Raw genomic sequence first — 16,034 nt, 5'->3', positions numbered from 1 at the left:
TATTTATCAGATTTCGATCTCGCAATCGGGCTCTACCTTCTTGCATGCCTTAACAGCAGCCTGGAGGATTTCATCATACTTATCATCTGCAGCTTCAAGAGTAAGCTTCTGAGTCATGAAATTAACTCTGGCATTTGTAACACCACCAATCTTCTTAATAGCATCCTCCATCTTTGCAGCACAGTTAGCACAATCAACTTCACATTTGTAGGTCTTTTTCATAGTAATATCCTCTTTTCTTTTTTACTTTTTTATTTTGTATTATTTAGTAACTTGTTTTTATCAGTTTTGCATCTTAATTCTTTGTAGCTTACTTCTCTTCGATATGCTCTCGTCCCATTGCGATTATTGTTCTCACATGGTCATCTGCGAGACTGTAGTACATCTGCTTACCATCTCTTCTGCTGTTAACAAGTTTATTGAGTTTTAAGATCTTAAGCTGATGGGATACAGCCGATTGCGTCATTCCAAGATTCTCAGCAAGATCATTCACACAAAACTCGGATGCAAACAGTGCAAATAGAATTCTAATTCTGGATGAATCGCCGAACACCTTAAACAGTTCAGCAAGATCATACATCTCTTCCTCATCAGGAAGCTCATCCAGCTTGCAGCTAAGCTTTTCCATGGTTCCGTCTCCTTTATTTATCTGTGTTTTTTGTTAATCATATCCTTTACTAACTCTATTTGGGTTAGAATTAAATATTTAATTTTCATTCATATGAACATTTATTCATATGTTGATTTTAATATATACCCGTCTTCCTAATAAGTCAATACAAAAATATTGATATTTTTTATCAGAAAGACAGGATGCTATTAAGACAGTTTTGGCCTAATCCTGTAATCATTAAAATATTCTTAAATACATTTTATACTTATCTATATTGTGATATTATTATTCAAGAAGTTATTGTCATAATTTGAAGCTTGTTGATTCACTTTCAGATTCAGGAGGAGAAATTATGCAAGGCTATACCAAGATTGAATACTCCAGAAATAAAGATGTTATTCTTCGAAACACAAAGGGGCATTTCGTAACCCCAAATTCCCACGTAAACTATTTTATTGATTTCTGCGATGCCAAAGCCAGAATGAAGGAAGCCAGAGCAGCTGCCGAATCTCTTTCTGAGTTTTATATTGCATCCGATGTCATTGATACAATCCTCTGCTTAAATGGTATGGAGGTTGTAGGCTCATATCTTGCAGATTCACTTACACAGGCCGGGGTTATTTCAAAGAATGCTCATAAGACCATGTACATCACCGGACCGGAATACAACGTAAACGGTCAGATCATGTTCAGAGATAATAATAAGCATATGATTACGGACAAGAAGGTTCTTATCCTCTCCGACTCCGTAACAACCGGTGGAATGCTTAGAAATGCCCTTGAATCAGTCAGATTCTATCAGGGCGAGGTTGTTGGTATAGCAGCTATTTTCTCAGTTGCTACACAGATTGAGGGTTATCCTATAAGATCTCTCTTCTCAACAAGAGAACTTCCGGATTACGCAAGCTACCCTCATGATAACTGCCCTCTTTGCAAAGAAGGAGTTAAGGTAGACGCTATCTGTAACGGTTTTGGATATTCCACAATATAATTTCCTTTAAAGCAAAAACATCTGCCATTTAAAAGCATCTCTTCGACATAGATACTTTAAATGACAGATGTTTTTTGTTTATGATTTAAAGCTCCTCCCGACAATTCAGGAAGTATTCTTTATTTTGAAAAAGCTATAAGACTCCCGCTTTTCCCAAGGTCACTTAATATGACTGTTTCTTCGGGAATTGTAATCTCCTCAACATATTTTTCTTTATAATCTTCAAAGGACATCTCTGACTTTGCCTTAAAATCAGGACATTTATCTGCGTATCCTGGCTGAAGCCTGTCAGCCCTGGGAATATATTCCTTTATATAAAAATCGTAAATATCTTCCGGCGTTGCACAAAGCCAGACGCAATGATTGAGATTACCCACAAGCTTATATGTAACGCGGCTGAGCTGCTCTCTCTTATCCTCATCAAGAATCGGGAAGCCTGTTGTCTTAATCTGATTAACCAGATTTGTCAGCAGTCTGTAATCACTTCTCGATAAAAAGTCAGAGTAATGATTTATAAAGAAATCACAGATCTCATATTTTCCGCAGTAGAGAATCTCGGTAGAAACCACATCCAAAGGATTTCTAATATCCGTATCAAGCTCTTCTATCTTCGGAAAGAGCGTATTGTCTCTATAGCCACGCTTATTATCAAGTATGGCTCTGGCTTTCTCTGTAAGATATTCATATTTACATGAGGCTATTCCCATATGCACCTCAAACTATTTCTAAAAATCAATTCTCGAACAGTTTCTTCTTTCTCTCGATCATCTCATCAATGGAATTCATATAAAGAGTAACATCCTTTACGTTGTCGCATCTCTCTATTCTGCCGTCACCGTAAACACGCTTTGATACAGTGCCTGCTCCGAGAGCGACAATGGACTGAACCTCTTCCATCATGAGAATGTTATAAATTCCGGCTTTTCCTTCGCGTGCATAGCCTGTATTCTCAAGATTACCTGAAATATTCTTCTGTCTGTACATATAATAGGGTGTAAGCCCCATTCTTGCGGCGCCTTCCTTAGCAATCTCCATCATTCGTCCGGTATCACCTGCGACAAAGAAGCCGTTGTTTCTAATATGTTCAGCAAGCCTTGATCCTCTTTTTACAGATAAGCTGTGTACTGTCAGGTCATCGGGACCGAGCTTTTCGATTTCCTTCATGGTATTAGCTACGTCTTCCTCTGTTTCTCCCGGAAGTCCTAAGATAATATCCATGTTTATGTTATCAAAGCCTTCTTCCCTTGCCATGTTAAAGGCATCGATGAACTGAGCAACAGTATGCTGTCTTCCGATTCTCTTAAGAGTCTCATCGCTCATGGTCTGGGGATTTACCGATATTCTGTCAACGCCGCATTCCTTCATGGCGCGAAGCTTATCTCTCGTAATGGAATCAGGTCTTCCCGATTCAACAGTGAACTCTCTGCACTCTGATAAATCAATTTTATCTCTAAGGTAATTTATGAGTCTTCTCATCTGATCCGGCTCAAGTGTTGTCGGAGTACCACCACCGATATATACAGAGTTTACAACCTTTCCCTTAAAAGCCTCTGCAACATAGTCTATTTCCTTTTCAAGACAATCTATATAAGCATCTACCTTCTTTTTCCAGGTTACGATAGGAAATGAAGTGAAGGAGCAATACAAGCATGTTGTAGGGCAAAACGGTATTCCAAGATAAATACTGTAACCGTTTTCATAGTCTATATCATCAAGAATTTTCTTCTCTCTAAGGGCTATATTGTAGGCAAGCTCTGTCTTTTCATCAGAAACAAAAAAGGTATCCTGCATGTAGCTCTTGATTTCAGCTTCTTCTTTTCCTGCTTCAAGCATCTGCATCGGAATTCTTGTGGGTCTTATTCCTGTAAGAGAACCCCAGGGCAGATAATGACCTATCTCCTTTACAAGCTCGCGATAAAGCATCTGTTTAAGAGCATTCTTAGGTGTTGAAAGAGATGCAGCAGTTCCGTTTGTGGAGTTCTGACCAGTTGATACATTACCATTTGCGCTCTGATTTGCTGATTCCTTCGCTTCCGGATTACCGATATCAGTGCTATCGCATTTAGTCTGAGCCTTAGTCACATCGCCATCCTTATGGATTATCTGCATAGAAATTTCGCCGACTTCATCCTCAAGCTTTATCACTATAGTAAAAAGCTCGTTTCCATCATCAGCTGCTACATTTTTATCAGTGCTCTTAAGCTTTGCCTTTTCATCATACTCATCGTTAGTAAGTACGCTCACATCTTCTTTGGGATAGAAAGCCTTCACCAATGAGTGTATGTCGTATTTGAATTTATCCTTATTTATCTTAACCTGTATCATTTACTTTATCTTTCTGCTTAATTCTTCAAGAAATTGCTTGATTTTAAGTCATTGCTCAAAGAAAACTGTTATACATTTTCTCATAGCCTATTGTGGTTTCTCCACCATGACCGGGGTATACAAGGGTTTTATCAGGGAGCGTAAAAAGCTTCTCATGGCATGAATCATAAAGAGTTTTCATGGACCCTCCGGGGAAATCAGTACGTCCCACTGAACCCTCAAACAAAGTATCGCCGCTTATAAGAATCCCGTCCTCTTCAAAGTAATAACAGCAGCTTCCTTCAGTATGTCCCGGAGTAGCAATGAGCTTAAACTTCAAGCCTGCAGCTTCGCACATATCACCGTCATGCAAATATTCATCCGGCTTTATTGTAAGACTTCTTCCAATAAAATCATTTGAAAGATTGTATATCGGGTCCTCGCAGACTCTTCTTTCCTTCTCATAAGCATAGATTTTCGCTCCTGAAAGCTCCTTTAGCTTATCTGCGCCTGCTATATGATCAAAATGAGCATGGGTAAGATAAATAGCTGCCACCTTAAATCCACGCTTATGAAGCTCGTCATATATAATATCTCCTCTGTCTGCTGGATCAAAGAAAATCACCTCTGTGAATTCATCTTCATTTGTCGTAGCTTCATTTACCTTGTGATTTTTTCCATCTTCTTTAAAAACAAAATAGCAGTTAGTCTGTACCATTCCAAGGCACATTGATCCAACTGCCGCAGCTCCTACTTCCCTATTTCCCATTTTTCAAAACCTTTCGATTATAATCTGAGTTGTAAAGCGAGACGCAACCACCTCGATTAAGGATTTCACTAAGCGCTATCTGTGTAGCGCCAAGTGATCACTTAATCAGCCTGTGGTTCTCTCGATATCTATTACACTGTCAATATTCCTGATCTTATCAACTATCTCACCAAGCTCTTCTCTACTTGATACCTGGAATGAGGTTTCCATAGTAGCAAGTCCCTGCTTACTGGTTCTGGTATTCATGGAAAGAATATCTACATTCTTCTCAGTAAGGGCTCTTGATACATCGGCAAGTAGTCCGGATCTGTTATTAGCAAAAATATTGATTGTCGCAACGTATTTTTCACCAAGTGCATGGCTTTCCCATTTTGCCTCGATAAGTCTCGTTCTATCCTCGCTCTGCATTGCACGGACATTTATACAGTCCTTTCTATGGATAGAAACGCCACGTCCTCTTGTCACAAAGCCAACAATCGGATCTCCCGGCACAGGGTTACAGCATTTTGAAAATCTCACAGCAACATCGTGAATACCCTTAACGATAATTGCGCTGCCTGAGCTGCTGATTCTAGGTGTAATGCTTGATTCTGCAACTGCTGCAAGCACTTCCTCATCAGTTATATTCTGCTTATGGTCCTTATCATAAAGCTCAAGGAGCTTGTTGATAACCTGACCTTCCTTAAGTCCGCCGTGGCCTATTGCAGCAAGTACCGCATCCCAACTGTGGAATCCGTACTTTCTGACAATAAGGTTCTGATACTCGGGCTTCATGATACTGTAAATATCCATACCCTTGGACTTACAGTATTCAACCAGAAGTTCTTTTCCTTTGCTGATGTTCTCTTCCTTAAATTCGTGTCTGAACCACTGATTGATCTTGTTCTTTGTTGAAGTACTTCCAACAATGCTAAGCCAGTCTCTGCTGGGTCCCTTTGAATTCTGGCTGGTGAGAATCTCAATTCGGTCACCATTCTGAATTCTATAATCAATGGGAACAAGCTTGCCATTGACCTTAGCGCCGATCATCTTATTACCCACAGCACTATGAATGCTGTAAGCAAAATCTATAGGTGTTGAACCTGCAGGCAGGTTCTTAACTTCACCATTAGGAGTAAAGCAGTAAACGTCCTCTGAGAATAGATTAAGGTCACTCTTAAGAAGATTCATGAATTCCTGATTGTCTGACATGTCCTGTTGCCATTCAAGAATCTGGCGAAGCCATGTAAGCTTCTCCTCTTCCTGACCCTCTACATGCTTACCATCAGAGGCCTCTTTATACTTCCAGTGAGCAGCGATACCGTATTCAGCGGCACGATGCATATCATAGGTTCTGATCTGGATTTCAAAGGGCTGTCCAGAAGCACCGATAAGAGTTGTATGAAGAGACTGATACATGTTGGGCTTGGGCATGGCGATGTAGTCCTTGAATCTGCCGGGAATCGGCTTATACATCTCATGTATTACTCCGAGAGCAGCATAACAATCCTTTACGGAATTAACTATAATTCTTACTGCGAAAAGATCGTAGAGCTGTTCTAGAGTTTTGCCCTGATTGTGCATCTTCTTGTAGATACTGAAAAAGTGCTTTACTCTTCCGTTTACTTCACCGGGAATACCGGCCTGATCAATGTGCTCTCTAACCTCAGCACATATCTCATCAACGTATTTTTCTCTCTCAATTTTCCTCTGCGCAACTCTCTTAACAAGGTCGTAGTAAATGTCAGGCTCAAGATACTTAAGAGAAAGATCATCGAGCTCGATCTTGATCTTACTGATACCGAGTCTACCGGCAATAGGACTATAAATATCAAGAGTCTCCTGTGCTATTCTCTGCTGCTTGTGCTCAGGCATATGCTTAAGTGTACGCATATTGTGAAGTCTGTCCGCAAGCTTTATAAGGATAACTCGTATATCCTTTGCCATGGCAAGGAACATCTTTCTAAGGTTCTGCGCCTGCATCTCCATCTGATCCGGAGTCTTGGACGCATAATCACCTGAAAGCTCCAGTCCCTGCAATTTGGTAACACCATCAACAAGAAGTGCTACGTCAGCTCCGAACTGCTCCTCAACCTGTTCCTTGGTATAAATTGTATCCTCAACGACATCATGAAGAAGTCCTGCGGCAATTGTCTCCTTATCCATTTCGAGATCAGCAAGAATAATTGCCACACACAAAGGATGAATAATATAAGGCTCACCGGATTTGCGGCGCTGCTCCTTATGAGCTTCTGCCGCAGACTGGTAAGCCTTCTCAATCAAAGTAATATCATCTGAAGGGTGATATCTGCGCACACGGGAAATAAGCCCTTTATAGAGGGCTTCGGGCGACTGAAATTCGTCTATCGCTTCAATTTTTCCGTCATCAAATTCTGTCTGACCCATACCATTTGCTCCGTCTGTTTAGATATTATTTTCCTTCATAAGAAAGTGCTGAATAAAGCTGATAATTACCAAGTGCTTCTCTGCCCTTAAGTCCCTTAAGCTCCATAAGAACAAGAACACCTGCAACCTCTCCTCCAAGTCTCTCGATCATCTTGATCATAGCCTTGACTGTACCACCTGTTGCAATAAGGTCATCAACAATAATAACCTTCTGTCCGGGCTTAATAGCATCCTTATGAATCTCAAGTGTAGCTGTGCCGTACTCAAGCTCATAATCCTCTGATATTGTCTCGCAGGGAAGCTTACCCTTTTTGCGGATCATTACAAATCCCTTCTTGAGATTGTAAGCAAGGGCTGTTCCAAAAATAAAGCCTCTGGACTCTGCGCCTACAACAACATCAAAATCAACATCCTTAACAAGTTCCTGCATCTCATCTATAGCAAGCTGCAGTCCGTCAGGATCCTGTACCACAGTTGTAATATCACGAAACATAATTCCCGGTTCAGGAAAATCAGGTATTGTTCTTACATAATCATTTAATTGTTTCATTTTTCACCTCATTAATAACAATTATTATAAATTATTATAACTAAATAAGTATATCACGATTTGTGAATAATTACGAAATAAATTATTCGCAATTTGTTTCTTTTGGAAACATTCTTTCTAAAACGCAAAAAGAGCCTGATCGGCTCTTTTTGCTCTATCATTCAAGATTGAACTGTATAGTCTCTGTTCCCATATCTCCGATAAGACCCAGAGTACTCACATTCTTGACCTTTTCAGCATCCATCTGCTTTATGAGCACCATGCTTAGCTTAGCTCCGGCAGGTATCGTGCCCTTATAGGAGCTAAGGTCGTTTTCGAGCATAGTAACGTTCGTATAGCCGACATTTACACCATTAAGCAAAACCTGGAAATGCGGATTTGCCTTTTCCATATCTACTGAAACATCCATGCCACTTACATTTGCAAGTCTGAAATTAAGGATAAGCAGCTTTTTACCTGCTGCTGCATTTATAACAAAGATATCATCGTTATCTGGATATGACCCCGCCACGCTATATCCGGAATATGTAAGGAATATTCCTTTTGAAAGCTCCTGCCTCATTCCATCAACGGCCACATCAGCTTCGGTTGCAACAGGCGCACTGTCAGTAGTATCTGCCTGTGCTACATCGGTTGTTTCAGGAGTAGTCTGCGTCTCATCCGGCTGCTGTGGTTCCTCTGTTTCTGTCTCTACTCCGGTACTCTCGATGCCCTGGTCAAGCTCGTCTCCATATTTCTCCAAAAGCTCGTCTATGTCATCACCTGTTTTGCCTTCATCGCTGCTATCCGGAATTTCTTCCTCAGGAGGAGTCTGCGGATTTTCAGCAACGTCTACAGATTCACTTTCAGCAATTTCAAGTTCGCTCTCATCCTTCTTATCATCTATAGGCTCAGCCTCTGCTTCCTCAACTGTACCTTGTTCCACACTTTCCGCATAATCCGCCACTGCCTGTGCTGTCTCTGCATCACGGGCTGCTTTTCTTGCTTCTCTTTCATCTCTTCGCATCTGTTTTTCAAGTTCTAATGCACTCAGAGAAGATAGCTTCTCAACTCCGTTATTTGAGTATTTCATCAAAAGGGCGACAGAGTATTGAACAACCTGATCGTATTCCTCCTCTGTCATTTCAGGAAAGCTACTTCCACAGCCTGTAAGAATAAGCCCACATATGAAACTCACCAGTAAAACCTTTAAAACACGTTTTTTCATAAACGCCTCCATAAGGTATTATCTTGTTTCGAGTTCAAACCAGAATTCAACACCATTGTCGTAATTGTTTACACCATATTCCTGATGCATGGACTCCATTATCGCCTTTACAATAGATAGTCCTACACCGCTTCCCCCATATTCACGTGTTCTGGCTTTATCGACCTTGTAGAACTTTTCCCAGATATGGTCGATGCTATCAGCAGGTATTGGCTCACCCGTGTTGAATACGGAGATTCTGACCTTATCCTCATGCTGAGTCAGCTTGATCTCAATGATGTTCTCACCGCCGATATGATTGAGGGCATTGCTGTAATAATTCATCAGGACTTCTTCTGTCTTGAACTCATCTGCCCATACATAAATAGGCGGGTAATCTTGCATCTGAACCTTGGCATTTTTCTGCTTCGTTAATATATCGGCAGATTTTACGTAATTCTTTATAGTTTCGGTGATATCAAATCGCTCCATTTGTGCGACATCATTACCGAACTCCAGCTGATTCAGTGTGAGGAGCTTTTTAACAAGAGTGTCCATTTTGGAAGCTTCGTCTCTTATTACATCACAATAAAACGCCATGCTTTCAGGGTCATCCGTGATTCCTTCTTCCAGACCCTCAGCGTACCCCTGGATAAGGGCTATAGGCGTCTTAAGTTCATGAGACACATTCGATAAAAACTCCCTTCGCATCTCATCTATCTGCTCTTTTTTCTCGATGTCCTGCTTCAGCTCGTTGTTGGCAGTCTTCAGCTCCTTGATTGTCTTCTCAAGAGCCTCTGAAAGGTCGTTAATATTATCCCCAAGAATATCAATCTCATTTGTGGTTTTTCTCTGGTCCGCAGACTGATACTTCGCCTCAAAATTAAGATTTTTCATCTCATTGGAGATTCTTGTAAGCTGAAGAACAGGTTTTGTTATTCTGTTACTAAGATACAGGATGCTGACTGAACCAATGACAATGGCTATAAGTCCAATGTAAAGCAGGAATCCGTTAGATATGCTCACACTCTCATGGATGCCTGCAATGGCGCATCTAACCATTACAATATATCCTGTATCGATTACTCCCCATATTTCAAGATATTCAGTATTGAGCCTTTTATCAGTCTCAATCTGAATAGTGTACATCTCGTTCTTTTCAAGTATACGCTTATTATCCATGGCTTCGGAATTCATAAGCGTATCACCGATAAGATTGTCCCAGAGAATACGTGCCATATAATCGGCATCTCCGGAGGATGACTTAAGCATCTGTGAATCTGCATCAAGAACGATCAGCTCAATTCCATACATATCGCAAATGGACTGAAGCTCTATATCATATTCGTCAGTGGCAAAGCTACCATCCGTTGATGCATCATCAATGCTGCTGTATGCCTTTTTTACCACATCAAGCTGATGAGAAAGATATACTCTCTCCAAAAACAGTCTGTTTATTATGATGAGGAAAATTATCATCCCGACCATCACAAACAGAAACAGTATATTTAGCTCGGTTCTAAGGGAAAGGTTTATTTTTCCATCTTTATCTTTTGCCAATTTTGTTACTCACTTTAATCAAAATTATATTCGTCAAGACTGTCTACTAATACCGTTTGATCGGCTTCAGGTATCTGAGTATCCTGAACAATCAGACTTCAAATTTGTATCCCATGCCCCAGATGGTTTTTATAAGGTCTCCCTTTTCTCCCATCTTTCCACGGAGCTTTTTAACATGGGTATCGATAGTTCTGGCATCGCCAAAATAATCATAGTTCCATACATTGTTAAGAATCTTTTCTCTTGAAAGAGCAATACCCTTATTCTCAATAAAGTATGTAAGTAGCTCAAATTCCTTAAAGGAAAGCTCAACCTCTTTTCCATCGATAATAACGTTGTGAGCCGCCTTGTTTATTGTTATTCCGCCAGCCTCAATTATTTCGTCACTGGTGGTCTGTGAGGTTCTTCTAAGGATTGCTTCAACTCTTGCCACAAGTATTTTAGGGCTAAAGGGTTTACCAATATATTCGTCAACACCAAGCTCGAAGCCCTGAAGCTCATCTCTCTCCTCGGTCTTTGCTGTTAGCATAATGATTGGAACCTTCGAATAAGCTCTTACCTCACGGCATACCTCCCAGCCATCCATCTTAGGCATCATGACATCGAGGATTATGAGCGCAATATCTTTTTCTTCAAAGAAAATATCAAGTGCTCTCTGTCCATCCTCGGCCTCAATAACTTCAAAATTATTTTTTACGAGAAAGTCTCTTACGAGTTTTCTCATTCTTGCTTCATCATCTACTACAAGTATTTTAAGTTTTTCCATATTTATACTCCCGGGTACAACATATGAGATCTTGAACCGAAAATTCAGGATATCATAAACATATTGAATCTTTTTTGTGTTTATTTTGTGTTTTTTCTACTCAGATTCAATGTTTTCTTCTGATTCTTGCGGTAAATTCAAAAGATCATCTTCACTAAGGCCCATATCTTCAAGATATGGAGTGTCATCCTGTATCCTTAAATCTCTTTCCTTTATTCTTACGGCTTTCTCACGAGTTTTTAATGAATCTTCCCATTCAGCAAAACGGTTAGTAACATTCTGCTTGTAATTGATTATATTATCCGTTTCCGAATTGATTGCGATTACAAACAACGCGACAACCAATGCAACCAGTATAATATTCATCGCTACAAGGACAACAAAAACAGCCTTCACATCCTTTTTCTTCTTAGGTGGAGGCGGCATTATGTATTGTTTTGGATGATACTCGTCCTTAAGATCAACCTTTGTGATTTTTAAGTTTATTGGAATGGGGATTAAATCCTCTTCCTTCACACCTGCTTCATACAATCTGTCCCTTAATCTTGCAAGATAATACCAACCGACAGGTGTTGAAAAGATCTTATTTGATATAGCTTTTTCATAGACAGCTTCAAGGTCAGCCACTTTTGTCGAGTGAACCTTCCTTCCAAGTATATCTATCTTCTGTTTATCAAGAGCCGCTTTCTTTGCATCTTCAGGAGAAAGAAATTCATATCCCTCAACAACGAGATTCTCGGGCTCCTTCTTTTCTTCCTCACTACCTGATTTTGCTTCATCAGATGGGGGCTTCTGTTTCCCCGCGTTACCCTGTTGTTTAGGCGCAGTCTTTTTTACCTGTGGTTCGGGCACAGGTTCAGGATTTACCGGCGTTTTCATTACAGGTTCAGTAATCGACTCTCCTGAAGCTTCAGGTTCCATGATCTGAAGTTCGGGTTCTGATAATCCTTGTTCAGGATTTTCATTTTGTTCCGGAGGAATTTCCTCACTTCCAAGACTCTCATCAAAAACTCCGGGATCTATCGCTTCCATTTCAGCAGCACCAGAGCTTTCACTTATCTCGCTATTATCTACCTGTAATTCTTCTGCACTATCGCTTCCTTCAGAAGGGATCAGATCAGCTGCGTCCAGATCGGCTATTTTTAAATCATCAATATTTTCATCTGCCATAACCTTCTCCATATGCTGCTATAAATACGCTAACACTTCTGGACTTAAGACGCCAATTAGGCACCGGGAGAGGTTTTGGTCTGTTATTGAAATACCTCTTGTCCTCGGCTGCGGTATCAACCACCAGTGTCCAGTACGCACCCTCAGGTGGTTCAGGAAGTGTTATCTGAATATCTTCCCAATAAACGTTAACTGACATAATAACGATATCATCATGCCCCTTCCTAAGGATAAATCCGGCGAACATTATACTTATAACCTTAGTACTATCGTTAATATCCGTATTATAGGGATGATCTGTAAACACCGTTATATGCGGAAGTCCTGACATAGCAGGCTTTAAGTCCTTACGTATACAGGGGTGTTTTCTTCTAAACTGAATCATATCCCTGTAGAAATCAAAATATTGCCTGTTCTTTTTAAGAAGATCCCAATTAAGCCAGGACACTTCGTTATCCTGACAATAAGCATTGTTGTTACCAAACTGTGTATTGCCGAATTCGTCACCGGCAAGAATCATGGGTGTTCCCCTACTGCACATTAGCACAGTGATAGCATTGCGCATCATTTTAAATCGAAGATCGTTGATCTCCTGATTATCGGTTTCACCCTCATAGCCACAGTTCCAGCTCCTGTTGTCATTAGCTCCGTCAGAGTTATTCCAACCGTTGGCTTCGTTGTGCTTCTCGTTATAGGCAAACATATCATAAAGAGTAAATCCATCATGGCAGGTAATAAAATTGACTGATGAATCGTATCCGGCATAGCCTCTGCCATACATATCCATGGAACCACAAATACGACTGACAGCTTCAGCTGCAGCCCAGTATTCGCCCTTAAGGAAGGACCTTATACTATCTCTGTATCTGCCATTCCACTCAGCCCATCTTCCCCATGAAGGGAATGATCCAACCTGATACATTCCGCCTGCATCCCAGGCCTCAGCAATGAGCTTTACATCGCCGAGAATAGGGTCAAATGCCAGTCTCTGAAGTAGTGGCGGCGCTTCCATAGGAGCACCGTTCTGATCTCTTCCAAGTATGCTGGCAAGATCAAATCTGAATCCGTCTACCTTATATTCCTCTACCCAGTAGTGCAGACATTCTACTATCATCTGCTGAACCATGGGATGATTGCAATTCAGGGTATTGCCGCAGCCGCTGAAATTATAATAATCTCCGTCGGGAGTCAGCATGTAATAAATATTATTATCAAAGCCCTTGAAAGATATGAACGGGCCATCCTTATTGCCTTCAGCTGTATGATTAAATACAACATCAAGAATGACCTCTATTCCATTCTCCTTAAGGAGCTTTATCATAGACTTAAGCTCAAAGCCTTCTCTGTTGTATTCCTCTGAGGATGCATAGCTTGTATTTGGAGCAAAAAAGCTTACCGTATTGTATCCCCAATAATCGAGTAGTGTCCTGCCATTGATGATACGCTTATCTCTTGTCTCATCAAATTCGAAAATAGGCATAAGCTCTAACGCAGTAACTCCAAGGCGCTTCAAATAATCCACCTTTTCCATGATTCCGGCAAAAGAGCCTCTGCACTTTATGCCTGAAGATTCATCCATGGTGAAGCCTCTTACATGCATTTCATAAATAATGGAATCACTCATTGGTGTTTTAAGCCAGCTTGTTTCTCCCCAGTCAAAGTCAAAGTTTACGACTCTGGCTCTATATGCTTCTTCAAACTTTATTGTCTGCCCCCACACTCTTTGTCCAACAACGGCTTTAGCATAGGGATCAAGTAGTACATGGTTGTAATCAAATAAAAGGCCCTTATCCTCATCCCAAGGTCCATCTATTCTGTATGCATATTCCATGTTCTCAACCTGAAGTCCAAATACAAGCATCGAATGAACTTTTCCTATTCTGTAATTATCAGGAAAAGTAAGGGATACGAAAGGTCTTTCCTCTCCCCTGTGATAAAGAAGGAGCGTTACTTTGGTAGCTCCGTTAGAATAAACAGTGAAATTAACGCCATCAGGAAGAACTGTGGCACCGTTGATATCATAATAGCCAGGACGTACTCTGAAGCCGTTGATAGTCTCAGCAGCAACGATCTGTCTGTTCTCACTGGCTTTTCTATTATCTCTGATATGTACATATCCAAAATTATTCTGTTTAGGTCTTTGTCTTCTGAACTCTGACATATACAATCGTATGAAGTATAAACTTCATTCCCCTCACTTTTTGTAATATAGAATCTTAACAAAATTAACCTAATATAAGTTTATCACAAAATAAGAAAAAAATGGACAAAAAAAAGAACAGATATCCGTCGCCGGATATCTGTTCTATAAATTCATTAAGTTATGCAGGATATGCACCATTCTTGGTGTCAGCGGCTGTAAGATCAACCTTCTCCTGCTGAGCAAGACGATATTTGAAGAAATCAGTAGCAACCTGAGGGAACAGAGCATAGGACAGAACATCCTCATCCTGCTGCTTCCACTGCTTAACATCCTCTTCAAACTTAGGAAGACCGGGAGCAAGCTTATCTGCAGGTCTGCATGTAATAACTTCTCTGTCGCCGATGATCTTCTTCTGAACATCAGGATTGAAGGGCTTGATTGTCTTACCATACTCACCTGCAAGGAGGTCCTTAGTCTGGTCAGTAGCAACCTTATATCTCTCACCCATAAGCACGTTCATAACGGCCTGAGTACCAACGATCTGTGAAGAAGGTGTAACAAGCGGAGGCTCACCGAAGTCCTTACGAACCTGAGGGATCTCCTCAAGCACTGTATTGTACTTGTCACTTGCATTCTGCTCTTTAAGCTGGCTAACCATGTTGGAAAGCATACCGCCGGGTACCTGATACATAAGAGTCTTGATGTTAACGCCAAGAACCTTAGCGTCCATAAGTCCGCTAGCAAGGCACTCTTCTCTGTAAGGTCTGAAGTAGTCAGCAACCTCAGCAAGAAGCTTCTGATCAAGACCTGTATCGAATTCCTGACCCTTGAAGGCCTCAACCATAACCTCTGTAGCAGGCTGTGATGTACCAAGAGCGAAAGGTGAAATAGCGCAGTCGATGATATCAACGCCTGCCTCTGCAGCCTTCATGTATGTCATACTAGCAACACCTGAGGTGTAGTGTGTATGAAGATCAATAGGAAGTGTTGTAGCACTCTTAAGAGCCTTAACAAGCTTCTCTGCCTCGTAAGGAAGAAGAAGTCCTGCCATATCCTTGATACAGATTGAATCTGCACCCATTGACTCGATATCTTTTGCAATGTTCATCCAATACTCTTCTGTGTAAGCATCACCAAGAGTATATGCAAGAGCGATCTGTGCATGTCCGCCCTCTTTCTTTGTAGCCTTAACTGATGTCTCAAGGTTACGAAGGTCATTCAAACAGTCGAAAATACGAATGATATCGATACCATTTGCAATTGACTTCTGAACAAAGTACTCAACAACGTCATCAGGATAGTGCTTGTAACCAAGGATATTCTGACCACGAAGAAGCATCTGAAGCTTTGTGTTCTTGAAACCATCTCTCAGTTTACGAAGTCTCTCCCACGGATCCTCTTTAAGGAATCTCATGGAAGCATCGAATGTTGCGCCTCCCCAGCACTCTACTGAGTTATAGCCGATCTTATCCATTGTAGGAATAATGGGAAGCATTTCTTCTGTAGGCATTCTGGTGGCAATAAGTGACTGATGCGCATCACGCAGAACTGTCTCTGTAATCTTAACTGGCTTTGCCATAATTATTCTCTCCTTTTG

General features: G+C 40.9%; 14 protein-coding genes. 1 reads left to right on the top strand and 13 read right to left on the bottom strand.

Annotated elements, in window-relative coordinates; genetic code table 11:
* Positions 1-6: 6 nt before the first annotated feature.
* On the bottom strand, positions 7-222 hold the full coding sequence (locus G586_RS0105660; RefSeq protein WP_026526958.1) for a cation transporter: 216 nt from the start codon (positions 220-222) through the stop codon (positions 7-9).
* A gap of 88 nt (positions 223-310) precedes the next feature.
* The gene (locus G586_RS0105655) at positions 311-628 is read right to left on the bottom strand and encodes an ArsR/SmtB family transcription factor (protein ID WP_051204584.1); all 318 of its coding nucleotides are present in this window, start codon (positions 626-628) and stop codon (positions 311-313) included.
* 337 nt (positions 629-965) lie between these two features.
* Here G586_RS0105655 and G586_RS0105650 point away from each other — a divergent pair, with 337 nt between their 5' ends.
* A complete protein-coding gene (locus G586_RS0105650; protein ID WP_026526956.1) occupies positions 966-1,604 on the top strand; it encodes a hypothetical protein in 639 nt (212 codons plus the stop codon).
* A 119-nt stretch (positions 1,605-1,723) separates the two neighbouring features.
* On the opposite strand, the gene G586_RS0105645 is transcribed toward G586_RS0105650, so the two are convergent.
* The 11 genes from G586_RS0105645 to G586_RS0105595 form a co-directional block, all read right to left on the bottom strand.
* Positions 1,724-2,311 (bottom strand): hypothetical protein, encoded by a 588-nt coding sequence (locus G586_RS0105645; RefSeq protein WP_026526955.1) that lies wholly within the window; start codon positions 2,309-2,311, stop codon positions 1,724-1,726.
* Positions 2,312-2,336: 25 nt separating this feature from the next.
* Complete coding sequence (gene hemZ, locus G586_RS0105640; protein ID WP_026526954.1) at positions 2,337-3,929, bottom strand: coproporphyrinogen dehydrogenase HemZ; 1,593 nt, start codon at positions 3,927-3,929, stop codon at positions 2,337-2,339.
* Between the two features lie 55 nt (positions 3,930-3,984).
* Positions 3,985-4,677: an MBL fold metallo-hydrolase gene (locus G586_RS0105635; protein WP_026526953.1), complete on the bottom strand. Its 693-nt coding sequence runs from the start codon at positions 4,675-4,677 to the stop codon at positions 3,985-3,987.
* Between the two features lie 105 nt (positions 4,678-4,782).
* A complete protein-coding gene (locus G586_RS0105630) occupies positions 4,783-7,062 on the bottom strand; it encodes a RelA/SpoT family protein (RefSeq protein ID WP_026526952.1) in 2,280 nt (759 codons plus the stop codon).
* 25 nt (positions 7,063-7,087) lie between these two features.
* The gene (locus G586_RS0105625; RefSeq protein ID WP_026526951.1) at positions 7,088-7,612 is read right to left on the bottom strand and encodes an adenine phosphoribosyltransferase; all 525 of its coding nucleotides are present in this window, start codon (positions 7,610-7,612) and stop codon (positions 7,088-7,090) included.
* A 157-nt stretch (positions 7,613-7,769) separates the two neighbouring features.
* A complete protein-coding gene (locus G586_RS0105620) occupies positions 7,770-8,819 on the bottom strand; it encodes a hypothetical protein (protein WP_026526950.1) in 1,050 nt (349 codons plus the stop codon).
* A gap of 18 nt (positions 8,820-8,837) precedes the next feature.
* Positions 8,838-10,358 (bottom strand): sensor histidine kinase, encoded by a 1,521-nt coding sequence (locus G586_RS0105615; RefSeq protein ID WP_026526949.1) that lies wholly within the window; start codon positions 10,356-10,358, stop codon positions 8,838-8,840.
* Between the two features lie 91 nt (positions 10,359-10,449).
* Positions 10,450-11,124 (bottom strand): response regulator transcription factor, encoded by a 675-nt coding sequence (locus G586_RS0105610; protein WP_026526948.1) that lies wholly within the window; start codon positions 11,122-11,124, stop codon positions 10,450-10,452.
* A gap of 96 nt (positions 11,125-11,220) precedes the next feature.
* A complete protein-coding gene (locus G586_RS0105605) occupies positions 11,221-12,294 on the bottom strand; it encodes a hypothetical protein (protein ID WP_026526947.1) in 1,074 nt (357 codons plus the stop codon).
* Positions 12,284-14,455, bottom strand: coding sequence for a glycogen debranching protein GlgX (glgX, locus tag G586_RS0105600; protein WP_026526946.1), 2,172 nt, complete (start codon positions 14,453-14,455; stop codon positions 12,284-12,286). The genes G586_RS0105605 and glgX overlap by 11 nt, the downstream gene beginning before the upstream one ends.
* 160 nt (positions 14,456-14,615) lie before the next feature.
* On the bottom strand, positions 14,616-16,016 hold the full coding sequence (locus G586_RS0105595) for an oxaloacetate decarboxylase subunit alpha (RefSeq protein WP_035772575.1): 1,401 nt from the start codon (positions 16,014-16,016) through the stop codon (positions 14,616-14,618).
* Between the last annotated feature and the right edge of the window lie 18 nt (positions 16,017-16,034).

It is taken from the genome of Butyrivibrio sp. VCD2006 (genome assembly GCF_000423925.1).
Classification (GTDB): Bacteria; Bacillota; Clostridia; order Lachnospirales; family Lachnospiraceae; genus Butyrivibrio.
This window is presented reverse-complemented; position numbering and strand designations above follow the sequence as displayed.

Excerpts from the sequence above, each read along its gene's own strand:
- G586_RS0105660 (WP_026526958.1), bottom strand. The coding sequence starts at position 222 with ATGAAAAAGACCTACAAATGTGAAGTTGATTGTGCTAACTGTGCTGCA.
- G586_RS0105655 (WP_051204584.1), bottom strand. The coding sequence starts at position 628 with ATGGAAAAGCTTAGCTGCAAGCTGGATGAGCTTCCTGATGAGGAAGAG.
- G586_RS0105650 (WP_026526956.1), top strand. The coding sequence starts at position 966 with ATGCAAGGCTATACCAAGATTGAATACTCCAGAAATAAAGATGTTATT.
- G586_RS0105645 (WP_026526955.1), bottom strand. The coding sequence starts at position 2,311 with ATGGGAATAGCCTCATGTAAATATGAATATCTTACAGAGAAAGCCAGA.
- hemZ (WP_026526954.1), bottom strand. The coding sequence starts at position 3,929 with ATGATACAGGTTAAGATAAATAAGGATAAATTCAAATACGACATACAC.
- G586_RS0105635 (WP_026526953.1), bottom strand. The coding sequence starts at position 4,677 with ATGGGAAATAGGGAAGTAGGAGCTGCGGCAGTTGGATCAATGTGCCTT.
- G586_RS0105630 (WP_026526952.1), bottom strand. The coding sequence starts at position 7,062 with ATGGGTCAGACAGAATTTGATGACGGAAAAATTGAAGCGATAGACGAA.
- G586_RS0105625 (WP_026526951.1), bottom strand. The coding sequence starts at position 7,612 with ATGAAACAATTAAATGATTATGTAAGAACAATACCTGATTTTCCTGAA.
- G586_RS0105620 (WP_026526950.1), bottom strand. The coding sequence starts at position 8,819 with ATGAAAAAACGTGTTTTAAAGGTTTTACTGGTGAGTTTCATATGTGGG.
- G586_RS0105610 (WP_026526948.1), bottom strand. The coding sequence starts at position 11,124 with ATGGAAAAACTTAAAATACTTGTAGTAGATGATGAAGCAAGAATGAGA.
- G586_RS0105605 (WP_026526947.1), bottom strand. The coding sequence starts at position 12,294 with ATGGCAGATGAAAATATTGATGATTTAAAAATAGCCGATCTGGACGCA.
- glgX (WP_026526946.1), bottom strand. The coding sequence starts at position 14,455 with ATGTCAGAGTTCAGAAGACAAAGACCTAAACAGAATAATTTTGGATAT.
- G586_RS0105595 (WP_035772575.1), bottom strand. The coding sequence starts at position 16,016 with ATGGCAAAGCCAGTTAAGATTACAGAGACAGTTCTGCGTGATGCGCAT.